Source organism: Streptomyces sp. NPDC001002 (assembly GCF_053599215.1).
In genome coordinates this window covers 15,028-30,951 of record NZ_JBSFLV010000106.1, presented here as the reverse complement: position 1 = coordinate 30,951, position 15,924 = coordinate 15,028, and the positions used below count along the sequence as shown (strand labels likewise).

The following is a 15,924-nucleotide window of genomic DNA, read 5'->3' as shown; positions in this document are numbered from 1 at the left end:
GTGTTCTCGTTGCGGGACGAGTTCTCGCAGTGGGATCCGCGGCGGCAGCGGCCGGAGTTGTGGAATCTGTACAACGGCCGTCACGCGCCCGGCGAGCACGTCCGGGTGTTCCCGCTGTCCAACTGGACCGAGTTGGACGTCTGGCAGTACATCGCCCGTGAACGGATCGAGCTGCCCGACATCTACTTCGCCCACTACCGCGAGGTGTTCGACCGCGGCGGCATGTGGCTGACCGCCGGCGAGTGGGGCGGCCCCAAGTCCGGGGAGAGCGTGGAGAAACGGCAGGTCCGCTACCGCACGGTCGGTGACATGTCCTGCACCGGCGCGGTCGACTCCGACGCCGACGGCATCGAGAAGGTGATCGCCGAGATCGCCGCCTCCCGGTTGACCGAGCGCGGCGCGACCCGGGCCGACGACAAGCTCTCCGAGGCAGCGATGGAAGACCGTAAGCGCGAGGGGTACTTCTAAGCATGAACGCCAGCACCGGCACGACCGTCGACACCCTGCGTCTCGCGACCGCCGGTTCGGTCGACGACGGCAAGTCCACGCTCGTCGGGCGCCTGCTGCACGACTCCAAGTCGATCCTCAGCGACCAGATGGAGGCCGTCGCGCACGCCTCCCGCAGCCGTGGCCAGAGCACCCCCGACCTCGCGCTGCTGACCGACGGCCTGCGCGCCGAGCGCGAACAGGGCATCACCATCGACGTCGCCTACCGCTACTTCGCCACCCCCAAGCGGCGGTTCATCCTCGCCGACACCCCCGGCCATGTGCAGTACACCCGCAACATGGTCACCGGTGCCTCCACCGCCGAGCTGGCCGTCGTCCTGATCGACGCGCGCAACGGCGTGGTCGAGCAGACCCGTCGGCACGCGGCCGTGGCCGCCCTGCTGCGCGTCCCGCACGTGGTGCTCGCCGTCAACAAGATGGACCTGGTCGGCTACGAGGAGAAGGACTTCCAGCGGATCGTCGAGGACTTCGCGGGCCACGCGGCCGAGTTGGGGCTGCCCGGCTTCACGCCGATCCCCGTCTCGGCGCTGGTCGGTGACAACGTCGTCGAGCGTTCGGCGCACATGGACTGGTACCGGGGTCCGTCCCTGCTGGACTTCCTGGAGACGGTCCCGGTCGGGACGGAGGCGGCCGACGCGCCCGCCCGTTTCCCGGTGCAGTACGTCATCCGGCACGGCGAACTCCGGTACTACGCAGGGCAGTTGGTGTCCGGTTCGCTGCGGGTCGGCGACCGGGTCACCGTGCACCCTTCCGGGGCGAGCTCCGAGATCACCGGCATCGACGTGCTGGGCAGCGAGGCCGAGGTGGCGTACGCACCGCAGTCGATCGCGGTGCGTCTCGCCGATCAGCGGGACATCTCGCGCGGCGACATGCTCACGACCGGGGTCGAGGTGCCCGTGCTGACGCAGGAGGTCCGGGCGGCCGTCTGTCATCTGGCCGATCGGCCGCTGCGGGTCGGTGACCGCGTGCTGGTCCGGCACACGACCCGGACCGTCAAGGCGATCGTCAAGGATCTGGGCGGGGCGAGCGAGCTGGGCGCGAACGATCTGGGGCGGATCGGTCTGCGTACGGCGGAGCCGCTGGCGCTCGACGACTACGCGGTCTGCCGGCGCACCGGCGCGTTCCTGGTGATCGACCCGGCGGACGGGGCGACGCTGACGGCGGGCATGGTGGAGCTGTAGCACCGGTCGCCTGTAAGACCGGTCATCTGTAGCACCGGTCTTCTGTAGCACCGTGGGGCAGGGGCTGTTCCTGACTGTCGTCAGGATGACAATACAAACCTTCGCGATTCGCCATTGTCACCGCTCGTCAATAACGCGGTAACAACGGGCTCACTCATGCGAGGCGGAGCGTTGGACTGGGTAAGCCGCTCGGTACGGGGTCGAAGGTCCCGTACGGTGCCCGTCGGACGACTCTGCCGGGCGGCGCCGTACCATACATAAGGTTGAAAGCAGGACAGCCTGCTCATGAACGGAACCGCCTTGTACGATCGCCCCTCCTCCTCCGCCGCCTCCTGGCGCATCGCGCTGCCGCACTCCGCCGCGGCCGTGCCCGTCGCCCGTGCGCTGGTGCGCACGGCGCTGACCGAGCTGGAGAACGGGGCCGACAGTGACACCGCGGAGCTGCTCACGGCCGAGCTGGTCGCCAACGCCGTGGAACACACCGCGGGCGACTCCCCGATAGAACTCGTCGTCGAGCTGATGCCCTCCGGCTGTCAGGTCGAGGTGCACGACCCCGACCCGGCGCCGCCCGGGGACCTGACCAGGCCCGACTGCGGGGAGCCCGACCCGTGGCAGGAACACGGGCGCGGACTGCTCCTGATCCGCGCTCTCAGCTCGTCCTGCGGACACCGTCCGACCGCATCGGGCAAGGCGGTCTGGTTCAGGCTGCCGGTGGTGCCGCCGCAGCGGCGTTCCGCGTGACCGTGATCTGGAGGTCGTCGCAGGTCAGGCGAGGGTGGCCACCAGCACGGCCTTGATCGTGTGCAGGCGGTTCTCCGCCTCGTCGAAGACGACCGAGTGGGCCGACTCGAACACCTCGTCGGTCACTTCGAGCGATTCGAGGCCATGGGTCTCGTATATCTCCTGGCCGACCTTGGTGCCGAGGTCGTGGAAGGCCGGGAGGCAGTGCAGGAACCGGACGTCCGGGTTGCCGGTGGCACGCAGGACGTCCATGGTCACGGCGTACAGAGAGAGAGCGGTAATCCGCTCGTCCCAGACCTCCTTGGGCTCACCCATGGAGACCCAGACGTCGGTGGCGACGAAGTCGGCCCCCTGGACGCCCTCGGTCAAGGATTCGGTGAGAGTCACGCGGGCGCCGCTCGACTCGGCCAGTTCGCGGGCGCGGTCGACGATCTCCTGGGCGGGCCAGTAGGACTTCGGGGCGACGATCCGGACGTCCATGCCGAGCAGGGCGCCGGTGATCAGGTACGAGTTCCCCATGTTGAAGCGGGCGTCGCCGAGGTAGGCGTAGGCGATGTCGGTCAGCGGCTTGGCGGTGTGCTCGGTCATCGTGAGCACCTCGGCGAGCATCTGGGTGGGGTGCCAGTCGTCGGTCAGCCCGTTGTAGACGGGCACGCCCGCGTAGGCGGCCAGCTCCTCGACCTTGGCCTGGCTGTCCCCGCGGTACTCGATCCCGTCGTACATCCGCCCCAGCACCCGCGCGGTGTCCTTCACGGACTCCTTGTGCCCGATCTGCGAGCCCGACGGGTCGAGGTACGTCGTCGAGGCGCCCTGGTCGGCGGCGGCGACCTCGAACGCGCAGCGGGTGCGCGTCGAGGTCTTCTCGAAGATCAGCGCGAGGTTCTTGCCGCTCAGGTACCGCGTCTCGGTCCCGGCCCGCTTGGCCGCCTTCAGCTCGGCGGCCAGCTCGACCAGGCCGACGAACTCCGCCGCGGTGAAGTCGAGCTCCTTGAGGAAGTGGCGGCCGGCGAGGGCGGTCGGGACTGTCGCCATGGGGGCGCTCCAGGAGTGCGAGGGACTGCGGAAACAGGAACCCTGGAAGTCTATACGACGATTCGCATTTATATACGACCGGTATGTGGCAGGCATGCGGCGGGTACGGGGGGCCGCAGGGCCGCTATACGGCCTCACGTTCGACCGGACAGCTCATGCACCGGGGCCCACCGCGGCCCCGGCCCAGTTCGCTGCCCGGGATCTCGATGACCTCGATGCCCTGCTTGCGCAGATGGGTGTTGGTGGTGGCGTTGCGCTCGTAGGCGACGACGACGCCCGGCTCGACGGCCAGGACGTTGCAGCCGTCGTCCCACTGCTCGCGCTCGGCCGCGTGCACGTCCTGGGTGGCGGTCAGGACGCGGATCTCGTTCAGGCCGAGGGCGGCGGCGATCGCGCGGTGCATGTGCTCCGGCGGGTGGTCGGTGACCTTGAGTTCCTTGTCGCCGACGCCCGGCTCGATCGTGTACGAGCGGAGCATGCCGAGGCCCGCGTACTGAGTGAAGGTGTCGCCGTCGATCATCGTCATCACGGTGTCGAGGTGCATGAACGCACGCGCCTTCGGCATGTCCAGGGCGACGATCGTCTGCGCGGAACCGGCGGCGAACAGCTTGTGCGCGAGCATCTCGACGGCCTGGGGCGTGGTGCGCTCGCTCATGCCGATCAGGACGGCGCCGTTGCCGATGACCAGGACGTCCCCGCCCTCGATGGTGGAGGGGTAGTCGGCCTGCCCCTCGGACCAGATGCGGAAGGTCTCGTCGCGGAAGAGCGGGTGGTGCCGGTAGATCGCCTCGAAGTGGACCGTCTCGCGCTGCCGGGCCGGCCAGCGCATGGCGTTGATGGAGACGCCGTCGTAGATCCAGGCGGAGGTGTCCCGGGTGAAGAGGTGGTTGGGGAGCGGGCCGAGCAGGAAGTCGTCGAGGTCCATCACATGGAAGCGCACGGAGGTCGGCTCCGGGTGCGCGTCCAGGAACTCGCGCTTGGTCATCCCGCCGATGAGGACCTCGGCCAGGTCCGGCGAGGGCAGGTTCTCGAAGGCGGCCCTGAGGTGGTCGGTGGCCAGGACGCCGTACTCCTTCTCGTCGAAGACCCGGTCCAGGACGAGCGTTCTGGCCGCCGGGATCGCCAGGGCCTCGGTGAGCAGGTCGCCGAAGAGATGGACGGTGACCCCTCGGTCGCGCAGGACGTCCGCGAAGCCGTCGTGCTCGGCGCGCGCCCGGCGCACCCAGAGCAGGTCGTCGAAGAGCAGGGCGTCCTTGTTGCTGGGGGTGAGCCTTTTGAGCTCCAGATCCGGCCGGTGCAGGATGACGCGGCGCAGCCGCCCGGCTTCGGAGTCGACGTGGTATGCCATGCCTCCATCCTGACCACCGATGACCGACTTCACCCCCTGATCGACCGTTTCCGCGATTCCCTGTTCTCGTCCCCTTGACGATTACCGGCTTCCCGGATTATCGTCGTCATGACGAGAAACACGGAGGGGGTCGCACACACATGGCCGACATCACCCGGCGCCTGGGCTGGCGCCATCTGCGCGGAGCGCCGACGGCACACGTCCGCCACCACCGGGACGGAAAGCTGCTGCACGACGGTCCCGGGCTCAGCTTCTGGTACCGCGCGCTCACCGCGGCGCTCTCCGAAGTACCGGTCGACGACCGGGAGTTGGCGATGACCTTCCACGCCCGTACGTCCGACTTCCAGGACGTGGCGGTGCAGGCGACGGTCACCTACCGGGTCAGCGACCCGGCGCTCGCCGCGGCCCGCCTCGACTTCTCCATCGACCCGGACACCGGTGTGTGGCGGGGTGCCCCGCTGGAGCAGCTGGGCACGCTGATGACGGAGACCGCCCAGCAGCACGCACTCGACGTGCTCGCCCGTACGACACTGTCGGCGGCGCTGGTCGACGGGGTGGCGTCGGTGCGCGAGCGGGTGGCCGCCGGGCTCGCGGCGGAACCCCGCCTGCCCGCCACCGGCATCGAGGTGGTCGCGGTGCGCGTGGTGGCGCTGCGCCCCGAGCCGGAGGTGGAGCGGGCGCTGCGCACGCCGGCCCGCGAGCAGATCCAGCAGGAGGCCGACCGGGCGACCTACGAGCGGCGGGCGGTGGCCGTCGAGCGCGAGCGCACGATCGCCGAGAACGAACTGGCCAGCCAGATCGAACTCGCCCGCCGCGAGGAGCAGTTGGTCGACCAGCGCGGCACCAACGCGCGGCGCGAGGCGGAGGAGCACGCGGCGGCGGACGCGGTACGGGCGAGCGCGGAGGCGGCCCGTTCGGTGAAGCTCGCGGAGGCGGAGGCGGAGCGCTCGGTCAAGCTCGCCGAGGCGGAGGCGACGCGCACGGTGACGCTGGCCGACGCCGAGGCCGCCCGCTCCGTGCGGCTGGCCCGCGCCGAGGCGGAGAGCGCGCGCGAGGTGGGCGAGGCACGGGCGCAGGCCCAGGCGGCCTGGCTGCGGGTGCACGGAGACGTGGACGTGGCGACCCTGAACGCGCTCACCGGGACGCGCCTGGCGGAGAACCTGCCGAACATCGACAGCGTCACCATCTCCCCCGACGTCCTGACGGGCCTGCTCGCCAGGCTGGGCGGCGGCGAGCGGGCGTGAGCCTCGCACCACGGGTCGTCCTCGTCCATCGCACCACGGAGTACGAGGAGTTGGTGGCCCACCACGGCACGCACGGCCAGGCCGCCTTCTTCCTCGCCTCACGGGGCCGGCACATCGAGGAGATCGCGGAACGCCACCGCGCGACCAGGCGGGCCCTGGCCGAGGTCTCCTCGGCGATCCCGCTGACATGGCGTCAGGCCCGGGTGGAGCGGGTCGACTTGGACCGCTTCCTGTTCGCCCCGGAGGACGTCGTGGTCGTAGTCGGCCAGGACGGCCTGGTGGCGAACGTGGCCAAGTACCTCACGGGCCAACCGGTGTTGGGCTTCGACACGGACCCCGGCCGCAACCCGGGCGTCCTGGTACGCCACCGCCCATCGGCGGCCGCCGCCCTGCTCCCGTCGGCCCACGCGGCAGGCACCGGCGTGGACGAACTCACCATGGTCGAGGCAGTCGCCGACGACACCCAACGCCTGGTCGCGCTCAACGAGATCTACATCGGAGCCGTCGGACATCAGACGGCCAGATACCGCCTGGGCCTGGAGGGCGACGGGGGTGTCGTCGAGGCCCAGGCTTCTTCCGGGGTGCTGGTGGGCACGGGCACCGGGTCGACGGGCTGGCTCCGGTCGGTGTGGCAGGAGCGGGGCAGCGACCTGCCCCTGCCCCACCCGACCGACGCCCGCCTGGTGTGGTTCGTCCGCGAGGCCTGGCCCTCCCCGGCCACCGGCACCTCCCGGGTCGCCGGCCACCTCTCGGCCTCGTCCCACCTCACCCTCACGGTCGAGTCGGAGCGGCTGATCGCGTTCGGGGACGGGATGGAGGGGGATGCGGTGGAGTTGACTTGGGGGCAGACGGTGCGGGTGGGGGTTTGTGGGGAGCGGTTGCGGTTGGTGGGGTGAGGGGGCGGGTCACCGGCGGCCGCGCGGGCGCCGTGCTGTCGCCTCGAACTCGCGCAGGGCCTGTTCGAGTTCGCGCCTGCGGCCCGGGTGGTCATCGATGGACACCACAGCGTCGAAGAGCTCCCACAACGCCTCCGGATGGTGCCGGTTGAGTCCGATGAGGACCGCCACGAGGTCGCTACGGGCCCTGGCGTGACGAGGCAGCGTGCCGGTGATGGCGGGATCCAGCGCACTGACCATCGTCTGCCGTTCGGAGGGGTCGTTCACCAACGGGTAGGCGAGCAGGGCGTCCACGGCCCGCTGCAGGGGCGAGGCCGACCGCTCCCCCGCGCCATCGCCCGCGGGCGGCAGGATCTCGGTGCGTCCGGGGCTCTGCAGTCTGATCTCGGGATGCTGGAGGGTTCGGCCCGCTTCCCTGAGGGCCGCGAGACGCGTCTGCACCGCGGGGAACAGCTCTTCCGGATCGGGCGGCGCGGGCAGGGCGGCGGCGCGCTCGGCGAGCAGGCCGAGGAGGATGTCGGAGAAGAGTCCGGTGGCCCGCACCGGGTCGTTTCCGGCGACCCGTCCACGGCCCGCGGCGCGCAGCACGGTCTGCCGGTGCACGAGCGTGCGCCGCCCCATCGGCAGTACGTTGGGCGGCAGTTGCTCCTGGAATTCGAGCTCCTCCTCGAAGGTCTCGCAGGCGTCCACGACCCACAGCTGCTCGGCGAGTGCGGGCACCGCGTCGCCGGCGTACCGGGCGAGTGCGGAGTCCAGGTCGATGGCCAGTTTGTCGTCGGTGGTGGCGTCCGCGCAGAACAGCCGCAACCGTTCGGACAGGTCGAGGACACCGTGTCCGCCCCACCACACCCACAGCACGTCACCGGGCGCCGACGACAGCTCGCTCACGAGGACCCGGCGCAGGGTGGCGTGGTCCGCGGGTGCGAACGGGACGTCAGGGGTGTACGACGGCAACGGGGCCAGGTGGAGCCGGAGTTGGGCCTCGGGTACACCCGCCGCGCGCAGCAGCCGGTACAGGGCGACGGCGTCCCGGGCGGGCCCCGGCAGGCTCCAGCCCTCTCCGGCGCCGTAGGCCTCGATGCCGACGATCAGGGCCTGCACCCGGGCCGGATCGGCGGGCGGGACGACCGCGGATCCGTGCGTCGAGACGAGCGAGCCGCTCACGGCAGCCGGCCCACGATGTGCCGGTAGACCGCCGGGTTGGTCCAGTACGCGCTGTGGGCCGCCGGGAACGGCTGCCCACTGTCGACGGCGACATCTGTGACACGCCCCTTGAACAGCTTTCCGCCCACATAGCCGAGCAGGTCACGGGGGTCGTACAGGTTCAGCCAGGCGGGGACGTGCGGCGGGAGCGGATCGGGAGGTTCGAGGGAGGGCAGCGAGCCGGACTCGTACAGGAAGGGGCCCTGGGAGCCTGCCGTCACCAGGAGCCGGACCTGGGGGATCGGGGTCGAGATCAGAGTATCCAGGGCGATGATGCCCCCGAGGCTGTGGCCGACCAGCACGACGGGCGGTTCCAGCCCGGCGATGAGTGTGCGCAGGTCGGCGCGGACGGCTTCACCGCGGCTGAGGTAACGCAGGATGTCGCCGGCGGCGGGGTGGGCGGCTTCGGTGAGGGCTCGTCTGCGGCGGACGACGGCACGAGAGGCCGCGGAGCCCGCTGTCCGCAACAGCATGGAGCGCAGGCTCCGTTCGGTTCCTCGGGGCGCCGCTCCGAGGGCTCCGGCGAGCCGGTCGGCGACGGCGTCCCGTGTCTCGCCGGTCGGCACGAGCGGCGCGTCCGCGTCGAGCGCGTCGGCGATGACCCGGGCGACCAGGCTGCGCGCGGCCAGGACTGCCAGGTCGTCCGGGTCGAGGGCGCCGGCGGCGAGGCGGAGCAGCGGATGGGCGGCCAGGTCCGTGGCGGCACGGGTCAGACCGGGACCCAACTCCGCGGCGGCAGCGTCGCCTTGGGCGGCGAGCTCGGCCAACTGCGACTGCAGCTTCTGCTGCGGTGGTACGAAGCCGGGCGGGCGCTCGCCGGACACCTTCGCGCCCGCCGCCGCGAGGGCGAGCTCGGCGTACGGATCGGCATAGAGCACGGCCCAGGTGGCTGCAGGGTCGTCGCCGACGCCCGGTCCGCCGGGAGCGTCGGCCAGGCCACGGGCCGAACTCCCCGGCTCTGGCGGCAGACTCGCCCCGCCCGCGGCGAGCGTGGCGCCGTGTGTGCCTCCCCAGTAGAACGGCACGATGCGCAACCCGTCCCGCAGTTCGGTCAGCCCTGCCGCGAAGCGCCCCGCGAGCGCCGAGAAGCCCGGCTCGCGCACCCCTGTCCCGTGAATGAAGACAACCGCCATCACGACTCCAAGTAACGCATGTTTTGTCGGGTCGGTGGATCTGTTGCAGCGGCGAGGGTGGTCTGCTCCCGCCGCCCCGGCCGGCACCGAACTCAACTCGGCAGAAGACAAGTTGGGCCGCGGAAGCCGTCAGACTCTGTGCTGTGCCTTGAGCAGTTCGGGACGGGCCAGCATATGGCGGGAGGTCCGCCCCGGAGTGAGGGTCGCGCGGGCGACGATCCAGCCCGCGAGAGCGTGCGGTTCGGCCGGATCGGCGTCCAGCGCGTCGGCGTATCGGGCCAGAGCGGTGGCCGGGTTACCGGCGGCCAGGTGCTCGTCTGCGGTGGAGGGCGTGCTCGGGCGGTCGGCGAACGCGTAGGTGCGTACGTCGGGCCAGGATCCCCGGTCGGGGCGGAAGCGGAGACCGGCCGGGTCGTTCGCCGCGGCGGAGTGCGGTGCGACGTTCCGCAGGCGCCACTCGGTGCGGTGCAGCGCGGCCGCGGTACGGGCCCGGTGCAGGGCGGACCCATCCACGGGTTCACGCAGCCAACCGTCGAGCGTCCGGGCCAGCCCGGTGACGAGCACCCGTCCTTGGGCCGTGAGCCTGCCGCTCGCCAGCAGGGTGCGTACGACCAACCGACCCTGAAGTCGGCGCAGCGCGAAGTGGTACGCGGCCGTCTCGGCATGCTCCGCGTCGGCCAGCCGTTCCCGCCAGAAGCCGGCGACGCCGATGAACGCGTAGGCGCCGTGCAGAAGTCCCGTGAGGTGGCGCGGGTCGGCGCGCCATGGTGCGTAGTAGCGCTCCTCGCGGTCGTCGTCGAGGAGGGTGAACAGGTGGAGCAGCGCGGCGAGTTTGCTGTGCTGGAACTCGTGGACGAAGGCCTCGGCGAGCGCGAGCGCGGAGGAGGGGCGAGCGATCACCATGGCGCCGTAGGAGTCGCCGCTGGTGGCGGAGACCCGCACGTCGGGGGGTGGCGGCGGAGTGGTGCTCGTCCGCCCCCACGGGACGACTGCTTTGATCGCTGCAGGGTCGAGCCGGCCCAGCCCTGATCCCTCGTCCGCTCCGCCGAGCAGGCCCGCGGCTTCTTCGAACAGCGTCTGCCAGACGGCGGCCTCGTCGGTGTCCAGCCGGGCCGGTGCGATGGGCTCGTCGAGGTCGCGGTAGGGGTCCAGGTCGTCGAGCGGGATGTCGACGCCGCCCGAGGGGCCGCGGTGGACGAGTGTGCGCAGCGGGACCCAACGCGTGCCGGTGCCGGCCGCGTCGGTCTCGCCGCGTGCCGGTGCCGTCGAGGGGCGGCAGGTGAGTACGGCACCGGGCAAGGGGTCTGCCGAGTCCGTGGTCTCGGGGAGTGTCAGGGTCAGCTCACCGTCGTGCGTCCGCGCCCGGCCGACCGTCACCCCGGGTTCCACGTCGGCGAGTTGAGCCATTCCCAGGCCGGGAAGGTGCAGGGTGCCGTCGGTGAGCGGGACCAGGAGGTCCGCCTCGATGCCGGCGTGGAGAGCCGCCGTGACGGCCAGTGCCCGCAGTCGGCCGGCCTCCGCCCACAGGGGCGGGCCCTCCGAGGTGCCGTTCATGCGCCGCAGTACGTGGGTCAGCCAACTGCCCACCTGGGGAGCCAGGATGAGCCGCTCGACCGCTTCGGGAGCCTTGCCTGCCGCGGCCCGCAGGACGCTCCAGGCCTCGGAGTGCGGCGGGAGCGGTGTCGGCACGGATTCGAGGTGGTCCTGAAGGGTGCGCAACAGCAGGAGCCGCCGCACTCGTTCACCGCGTTCGAGGAAGGCCAGGGCCTCGGACGAGCCGCCACCGGTGGCGAGTTCGGCGAGGAGGTGGTGGGGCATCCGCAACGGAGGATGGGACTGCTCGGTCGTCATTGCCGGAGGACCTCCGTCGTGCGGGCGATCAGGCGGGAGGAGCTGTCCGCTCCTCGTGCGTGGGGCGGAGTGGGCGCACCCTACTCCGCTCTCCCCGGCTCGCCGCCGCCGCGCATGCTGCTGCGCGGGCGCAGGACTTCCGCCAGAAGGCGATCGCTGCTGCCGAGCGGCGTCAGGGTGTCGAAGGCGGTGAGAGGCAGGTGGGCGAGGTCGGTCAGATCCGACTCCCAGACCCGGGCTCCGACGCTGGAAACCCCTTCACCGACGGTGGTTCGGACGTCGGGCACATGGGTCAGCGGCCGGTGCAAGGTGCCTCCCCCTTCGTTCTCTCGGCGGTCTACGGGCCACCTGTGCCGACGTGTTGCGGCGAAGCCCCGCCAGATCATTGCACAAGATTCACCGTGCCCTTTCACGGCATGCGGTGGACACCGGAGCATGCCTTGCCGCGCAGGTCAGAGCCCCGTCGATGCGGGACTCGAGGTGGCAACCGGGGCCACTGCCGTCGCCTACAGCGGCATCGGCGTCATGTCGCACTGAATGCGTCGCCGAAGGCGTGCCGCCTGCAGCCACGGATGATCTTCACGGAGCACCCGGGTGAAGCCCTCCACCGCCCTGCGCTCCATCTCGTCCGCGTCGGCACCCCGGCCAAGACCGCGCAGGTCCAGGGCCAGGTTCGCGACACACGACAGGGTCAGTGGATGGTCCTCGCCCGCGACCTGGGTGAGCGAGGGAAGATTGGCCCGGTCGATCTCGTGGGCCTGTCCGAAGTCGAGGCGTGCGTAGGCCGCGTTGGCGCGGCCCAGGTCGACCGTCAGGGTGGTCACATGGCGGGGGCCGACGACCTCGGCGAGTCTGCGGGCCGCCTCCTCCTCCAACTGCTGGGCGGCGTCGAGATCGCCGAGGGCCTGGAGTGTGGCGGCGAGGTTCGCTTTGGCAAGCAGGGTGTGCCCGTGGTTCTCGCCGTAGCGTCGGGTGAGGCGCCGTACCGTGTCCTCACCGAGCCACCGGGAACCCTCCAGATCACCGGCGACGCGGCGGTCGACGGTGACGTTGATGGCGGTCGACATGGTGTCGGTGTGATCGGGGCCGTAGGCGGTCACCAGGTGGCGCAGCACCTGTTCGCCGAGCTTGGCGGCATCCGCGATCGCGCCGTCGCGGCGCCGGCAGACGGCGAGATTGCCCGCGATGCGCAGCGTGAGCGGGTTGTCCTCGCCGAGCGAGGCATGCGCCTGGCGGTAGACGTCCTCCAGAAAGACACGGGCGGCGGGATAGTCGCCGCTTTCCCGGATGTCGATCGCAACGCCGTTGAGGGTGTTGAGCGTCAACGAGCTGGCGGGGCCGAACAGTTCCTCGCGCAACCGCGCCGTCTGCCGGTCCATGGCCAGTGCCTCGCGGAACTGGCCGCACAGCCTCAGGTCGACGCACCAGCTGTGGGCGGCCCGGAGAGTGACCGCGTCGTCCGGTCCCAACTGGGAGCCGGCCCATTCGGTGGCCTCCTGCCCCAGATCGCGGGCTTCCGCGAACCTGCCCTGGTAGCGCCGCGCGTCGGCCATCTCGATCATCGAGTCGATGAGATCCTCCGGGTCGACGTCCACCCGGCGCGAGACCTCCAGCGCCGTCTCGTTGAGCGGGATGGACTCACCGGCCTCGCCGACGACCCGCAGCAGGAACGCCAGGATCTTCGAGATGCGGATGACGTGGATGTTCTCCTCGCCGGACGCGGCGAGCCAGGCCCGGTAGGCCTGCCGGGCGAAGTCGACGGCGCTTTGGTGATCTCCCCAGTAGTAGAGGAACAGCACGGTCTCGTAGACCAGGTCGCGCACATACGTGTCCGTGCTGGTCGCCGTCTGCGAGCTGAACGCGTGCGGCAGCAGCGCCTGGTAGGCGGGCCACTCCTGGGACGAGGCGTAGTGGCCGGGTTTTGCCGCCGACAGGAGCTGGTGGGCCGCGTTGCGCATGCGCTCACGCTCCTCGGGGCCCAGTTTGGCGAGGAGCACGTTCTGCAGGAGTCGGTGCATCTGCAGGGCATCGAACCGAAGGTCCAGTTTGACCAGGGAGAACCGGGTCAGGTCGCGGATGGCCCGGCTCAGTTTGATCGCGTCGGCCAGGATGGGGTCGACGTTGGGCGTGATGTCGATCCCGCGGCTCTTGCGCAGTATGGAGAGCGGTACGGGTTCGGGAGCCATGCACGCGCAGATGTCCAGGAGTTCGCGCGCTCCCGGGCTGTTCTCCTTGATCCGCTCCAGCGAGATGTCCCATGCCGCCGCGACCGAGACCGGATAGTCGGGGGCCGGGTCGAGATGGAGGATCTCGGGGCTGCGCCTGTTCAGCAGTTCGAGGTAGTCGTCGACCAGCATCCCCGTGACCGCACGCCAGGCCCCGGCCTGTTCCACGGCGAGCGGCAGGTCGCCCAGGGCCGAGGCGAGCCGGTCGGCGTCGGCCTCGGACAGGTCCGGGGAGCGCTTCTGGAGCAGTTCGATCGATTCCTCACGCTCGAAGACGTTCACCGGCAACGGCGTTGCCACGCGCTCCCATTCGCGGTTTCGGGAGGTGACGATGATCTTCCCCGGACCGTTCCCGGGGAAGTAGCTGCGCACGGCTTCGACATCCTCGGCGTTGTCGAAGATCAGCAGCCAGTTGTCGTACGGCACTCCCGTGCGCAGCGCTTCCAGGACCGCAGGCACCGCTGTGTTGGCCGCGGGAGCACCGCCGCCGTCCTGTCCCGCGAGGGGGAGCCGCAGCCGCGCGGCCAGACCGGCGAGCGCGGTCAGGATGAGGCTCTCCCGCTCGGCGGGGATCCAGCAGATCACCTTGTAGTCGAGCTGGTGCCGATACACGTACTCGAGCGCCAGTTGGGACTTCCCCACACCTCCCATGCCGTGCAGGGCGTGCGGCAGCACGGCCGCGGTGTCCTGCCCCGCGAGCTGTTCCTCGACTGCCCGCAGCAGGGCCGCGCGACCCACGAACGACGTGTTCCTCAGCGGAACGTTCACCAGGAGGGCGGGCCCTCCCATCGAGTTCATCTCCATGCCTGGCCGTGCCTCCGTGGAGTTCCCAGTCCGGTCGGGACGCGCTCCGTGCTCGTCTTCGAGTGATGTCACCGTCGTCGGCGGATCACCCGGAAGTCCGTCCGGCGCCGACGGGGTTCCGTCAACAACCGGGTTGCTCTCCTCGATCCGGCGGGCCCGCTCGGAGTACGGCCCCGAAAGCGCGCGCATGACGGCCAGTTCGGAGTGGTGCCAGCCGCGCGCGCTCGGATCGGGCAGGGTGGCCCCCGCCGGATCGCGCAGGGCGGCACGGAGGGCCACCCCGCGTGCACCGGCGGCGGGCAGCTCGCCCAACACGCTTACTATGGCGGCCAGTTGGGAGCGAGTGGTGGTGGCAAGAAGAGCCTCGCGCACACCTTCCGCGAACTCGGGTTCCGTACCGAAGCCACCCCAGTCGATCAGTCCGCCCATCAGGATCTCGGCCAGATGGTCGGGGCCGCTCTCCGGCATCGTCCGTTTGCGCAGCTCGTCGATGAGGTCGAACTCGAAGGGAACGGCGGCCAGTTGGGTGGCGAGCCGACGTGCGGTGGGTGTGGCGAGGGTGGCGAAGCGCCGTACCGCCGCTGCGGCGGCGCGGGGATGGCGGGGTGCGCGCAGGCCAGGTGCGGGCGCTCCCTTCTCCAGCGTTCCGGCCAGCACCATGGGCAGCTCACGGCAGACCCCCGCCTCACCGGTGACCAGTTCGGCCCAGGCTCCGATGCTGCCCGGTTTCAGACTCAGCACCGGGATCGGCACGGTGGTGTCCCCGGACTCCGGCAGCGGCCGCATGGGATCGGGTCCGCTCTTCGGCGGTCGTACGCCGAGGCGTCGGTTGGGGGCCCCGAGACCTCCGGCCTCCAGGATCACGTGGTACGGATAGAGGGACGACCGGTGCCGCATGTAGGGCGCCAGCAGATGCAGGACGGCTGTCGGACCGGCCCGGCCGAGGCACTCGAGCAACTGGTCGGCGGCGGGTCCCGCCCAGCCGTGTCCGAGCCCGTCGGTGACGACCAGGAAGACCCGGTCCCCCCTCCCGCTGAGGATCTCCCCCAGATCGGCCGTGATGCGTTCCCCGCCCCACCGCAGTGCGGGCTGCCCGGTACGAGGCACGTCCAGCCCGACGATGCGTACGGCCCGGAAGGCGCCGCTGTGTTCCGCGGCGAGGGACAGACTGGCGGTGGACTCACGCCAGACCGCCATGGTGGGAGCCTGGTCGACCAGGAGCACGAGATCGAACGCCGTCGAGGTGGCCGGCTGGAACCACGGCAGCCACAGCCCGTCCGAGACCCCCCGCTCGGCCGTGGCCTCCTCGTCCAGCTGCACGGCGGTGTGGGACGGCACCCGGCGCGCCAAGCGGTGCAACGCGCGGGCCAGCAGCGCGGATTGGCGCCCCGAACCCGGCACGCTGTCGGGGCGGGTGAGGACGGGCCGGCCCAGATGTACCTGGTCGGGACCCTCCGGGTCGGGCGCGGGCAACGGCCGCGAGACCGGGAAGCTCTCGTCGGTCGACTGCTCGGGGCGGTCCCCGAGCGGCGAAGCGGGTGGTGACGGTGGTGTCCCTCCGCCGGGCTCGCTGTCCTGGGTTGTCTCCACCGCGGTCGGCGGGGTGTGCCGTCCGGTCCGGTGCCAGTACGCACTCAGCCAGACCGCGTCCGCCAACTCCTGCCAGTGGAGAGCGGATTCGGAACGGTCCGGGAGAGGGGCCGACGCCTCTCGCGGCTCATACACAGATTCCGCTGGCCCCGCACCGAATTCGTCGGGT

General features: G+C 71.0%; 12 protein-coding genes. 5 read left to right on the top strand and 7 right to left on the bottom strand.

The genetic code is table 11. From position 1 onward, the window contains the following. From cysD to ACWDR3_RS34825, 3 genes are all read left to right on the top strand, one after another. Nucleotides 1-468 (top strand): sulfate adenylyltransferase subunit CysD (gene cysD, locus ACWDR3_RS34835; protein WP_450356561.1); only part of this gene is annotated, 468 nt, incomplete at its 5' end. A gap of 2 nt (nt 469-470) precedes the next feature. After that, entirely contained in the window at nt 471-1,688 is a 1,218-nt protein-coding gene (locus tag ACWDR3_RS34830) for a sulfate adenylyltransferase subunit 1 (protein WP_450356560.1), read from the top strand. A 285-nt stretch (nt 1,689-1,973) separates the two neighbouring features. Next, nucleotides 1,974-2,429, top strand: coding sequence for an ATP-binding protein (locus tag ACWDR3_RS34825; protein ID WP_450356559.1), 456 nt, complete (start codon nt 1,974-1,976; stop codon nt 2,427-2,429). 24 nt (nt 2,430-2,453) lie between these two features. On the opposite strand, the gene argF is transcribed toward ACWDR3_RS34825, so the two are convergent. Together argF and ACWDR3_RS34815 are read right to left on the bottom strand one after the other, a co-directional pair. Beyond that, complete coding sequence (gene argF, locus ACWDR3_RS34820) at nt 2,454-3,461, bottom strand: ornithine carbamoyltransferase (RefSeq protein WP_450356558.1); 1,008 nt, start codon at nt 3,459-3,461, stop codon at nt 2,454-2,456. Nucleotides 3,462-3,585: 124 nt separating this feature from the next. Beyond that, a complete protein-coding gene (locus ACWDR3_RS34815) occupies nt 3,586-4,809 on the bottom strand; it encodes an arginine deiminase (RefSeq protein ID WP_450356557.1) in 1,224 nt (407 codons plus the stop codon). 140 nt (nt 4,810-4,949) lie between these two features. Here ACWDR3_RS34815 and ACWDR3_RS34810 point away from each other — a divergent pair, with 140 nt between their 5' ends. Further along, nucleotides 4,950-6,053, top strand: coding sequence for an SPFH domain-containing protein (locus ACWDR3_RS34810; RefSeq protein ID WP_450356556.1), 1,104 nt, complete (start codon nt 4,950-4,952; stop codon nt 6,051-6,053). Then, a complete protein-coding gene (locus ACWDR3_RS34805) occupies nt 6,050-6,949 on the top strand; it encodes a hypothetical protein (RefSeq protein WP_450356555.1) in 900 nt (299 codons plus the stop codon). Before ACWDR3_RS34810 ends, ACWDR3_RS34805 begins: the two co-directional genes overlap by 4 nt. Nucleotides 6,950-6,958: 9 nt before the next feature. Here the strand turns inward: ACWDR3_RS34805 and ACWDR3_RS34800 are convergent, their stop codons facing one another. The 5 genes from ACWDR3_RS34800 to fxsT form a co-directional block, all read right to left on the bottom strand. After that, a complete protein-coding gene (locus ACWDR3_RS34800; RefSeq protein WP_450356554.1) occupies nt 6,959-8,113 on the bottom strand; it encodes an effector-associated domain 2-containing protein in 1,155 nt (384 codons plus the stop codon). Next, the gene (locus tag ACWDR3_RS34795) at nt 8,110-9,285 is read right to left on the bottom strand and encodes an alpha/beta fold hydrolase (protein WP_450356553.1); all 1,176 of its coding nucleotides are present in this window, start codon (nt 9,283-9,285) and stop codon (nt 8,110-8,112) included. The genes ACWDR3_RS34800 and ACWDR3_RS34795 overlap by 4 nt, the downstream gene beginning before the upstream one ends. A 129-nt stretch (nt 9,286-9,414) precedes the next feature. Next, entirely contained in the window at nt 9,415-11,136 is a 1,722-nt protein-coding gene (locus ACWDR3_RS34790; RefSeq protein ID WP_450356552.1) for an HEXXH motif domain-containing protein, read from the bottom strand. Nucleotides 11,137-11,216: 80 nt separating this feature from the next. Next, nucleotides 11,217-11,444: a hypothetical protein gene (locus ACWDR3_RS34785; protein WP_450356551.1), complete on the bottom strand. Its 228-nt coding sequence runs from the start codon at nt 11,442-11,444 to the stop codon at nt 11,217-11,219. A gap of 198 nt (nt 11,445-11,642) precedes the next feature. Continuing rightward, nucleotides 11,643-15,821 (bottom strand): FxSxx-COOH system tetratricopeptide repeat protein, encoded by a 4,179-nt coding sequence (fxsT, locus tag ACWDR3_RS34780; protein WP_450356550.1) that lies wholly within the window; start codon nt 15,819-15,821, stop codon nt 11,643-11,645. Nucleotides 15,822-15,924 lie beyond the last annotated feature (103 nt).

Coding starts and splice junctions, on each gene's coding strand:
- ACWDR3_RS34810 (WP_450356556.1), top strand. CDS start 4,950: ATGGCCGACATCACCCGGCGCCTGGGCTGGCGCCATCTGCGCGGAGCG.
- ACWDR3_RS34830 (WP_450356560.1), top strand. CDS start 471: ATGAACGCCAGCACCGGCACGACCGTCGACACCCTGCGTCTCGCGACC.
- ACWDR3_RS34790 (WP_450356552.1), bottom strand. CDS start 11,136: ATGACGACCGAGCAGTCCCATCCTCCGTTGCGGATGCCCCACCACCTC.
- ACWDR3_RS34825 (WP_450356559.1), top strand. CDS start 1,974: ATGAACGGAACCGCCTTGTACGATCGCCCCTCCTCCTCCGCCGCCTCC.
- ACWDR3_RS34815 (WP_450356557.1), bottom strand. CDS start 4,809: ATGGCATACCACGTCGACTCCGAAGCCGGGCGGCTGCGCCGCGTCATC.
- ACWDR3_RS34795 (WP_450356553.1), bottom strand. CDS start 9,285: ATGGCGGTTGTCTTCATTCACGGGACAGGGGTGCGCGAGCCGGGCTTC.
- argF (WP_450356558.1), bottom strand. CDS start 3,461: ATGGCGACAGTCCCGACCGCCCTCGCCGGCCGCCACTTCCTCAAGGAG.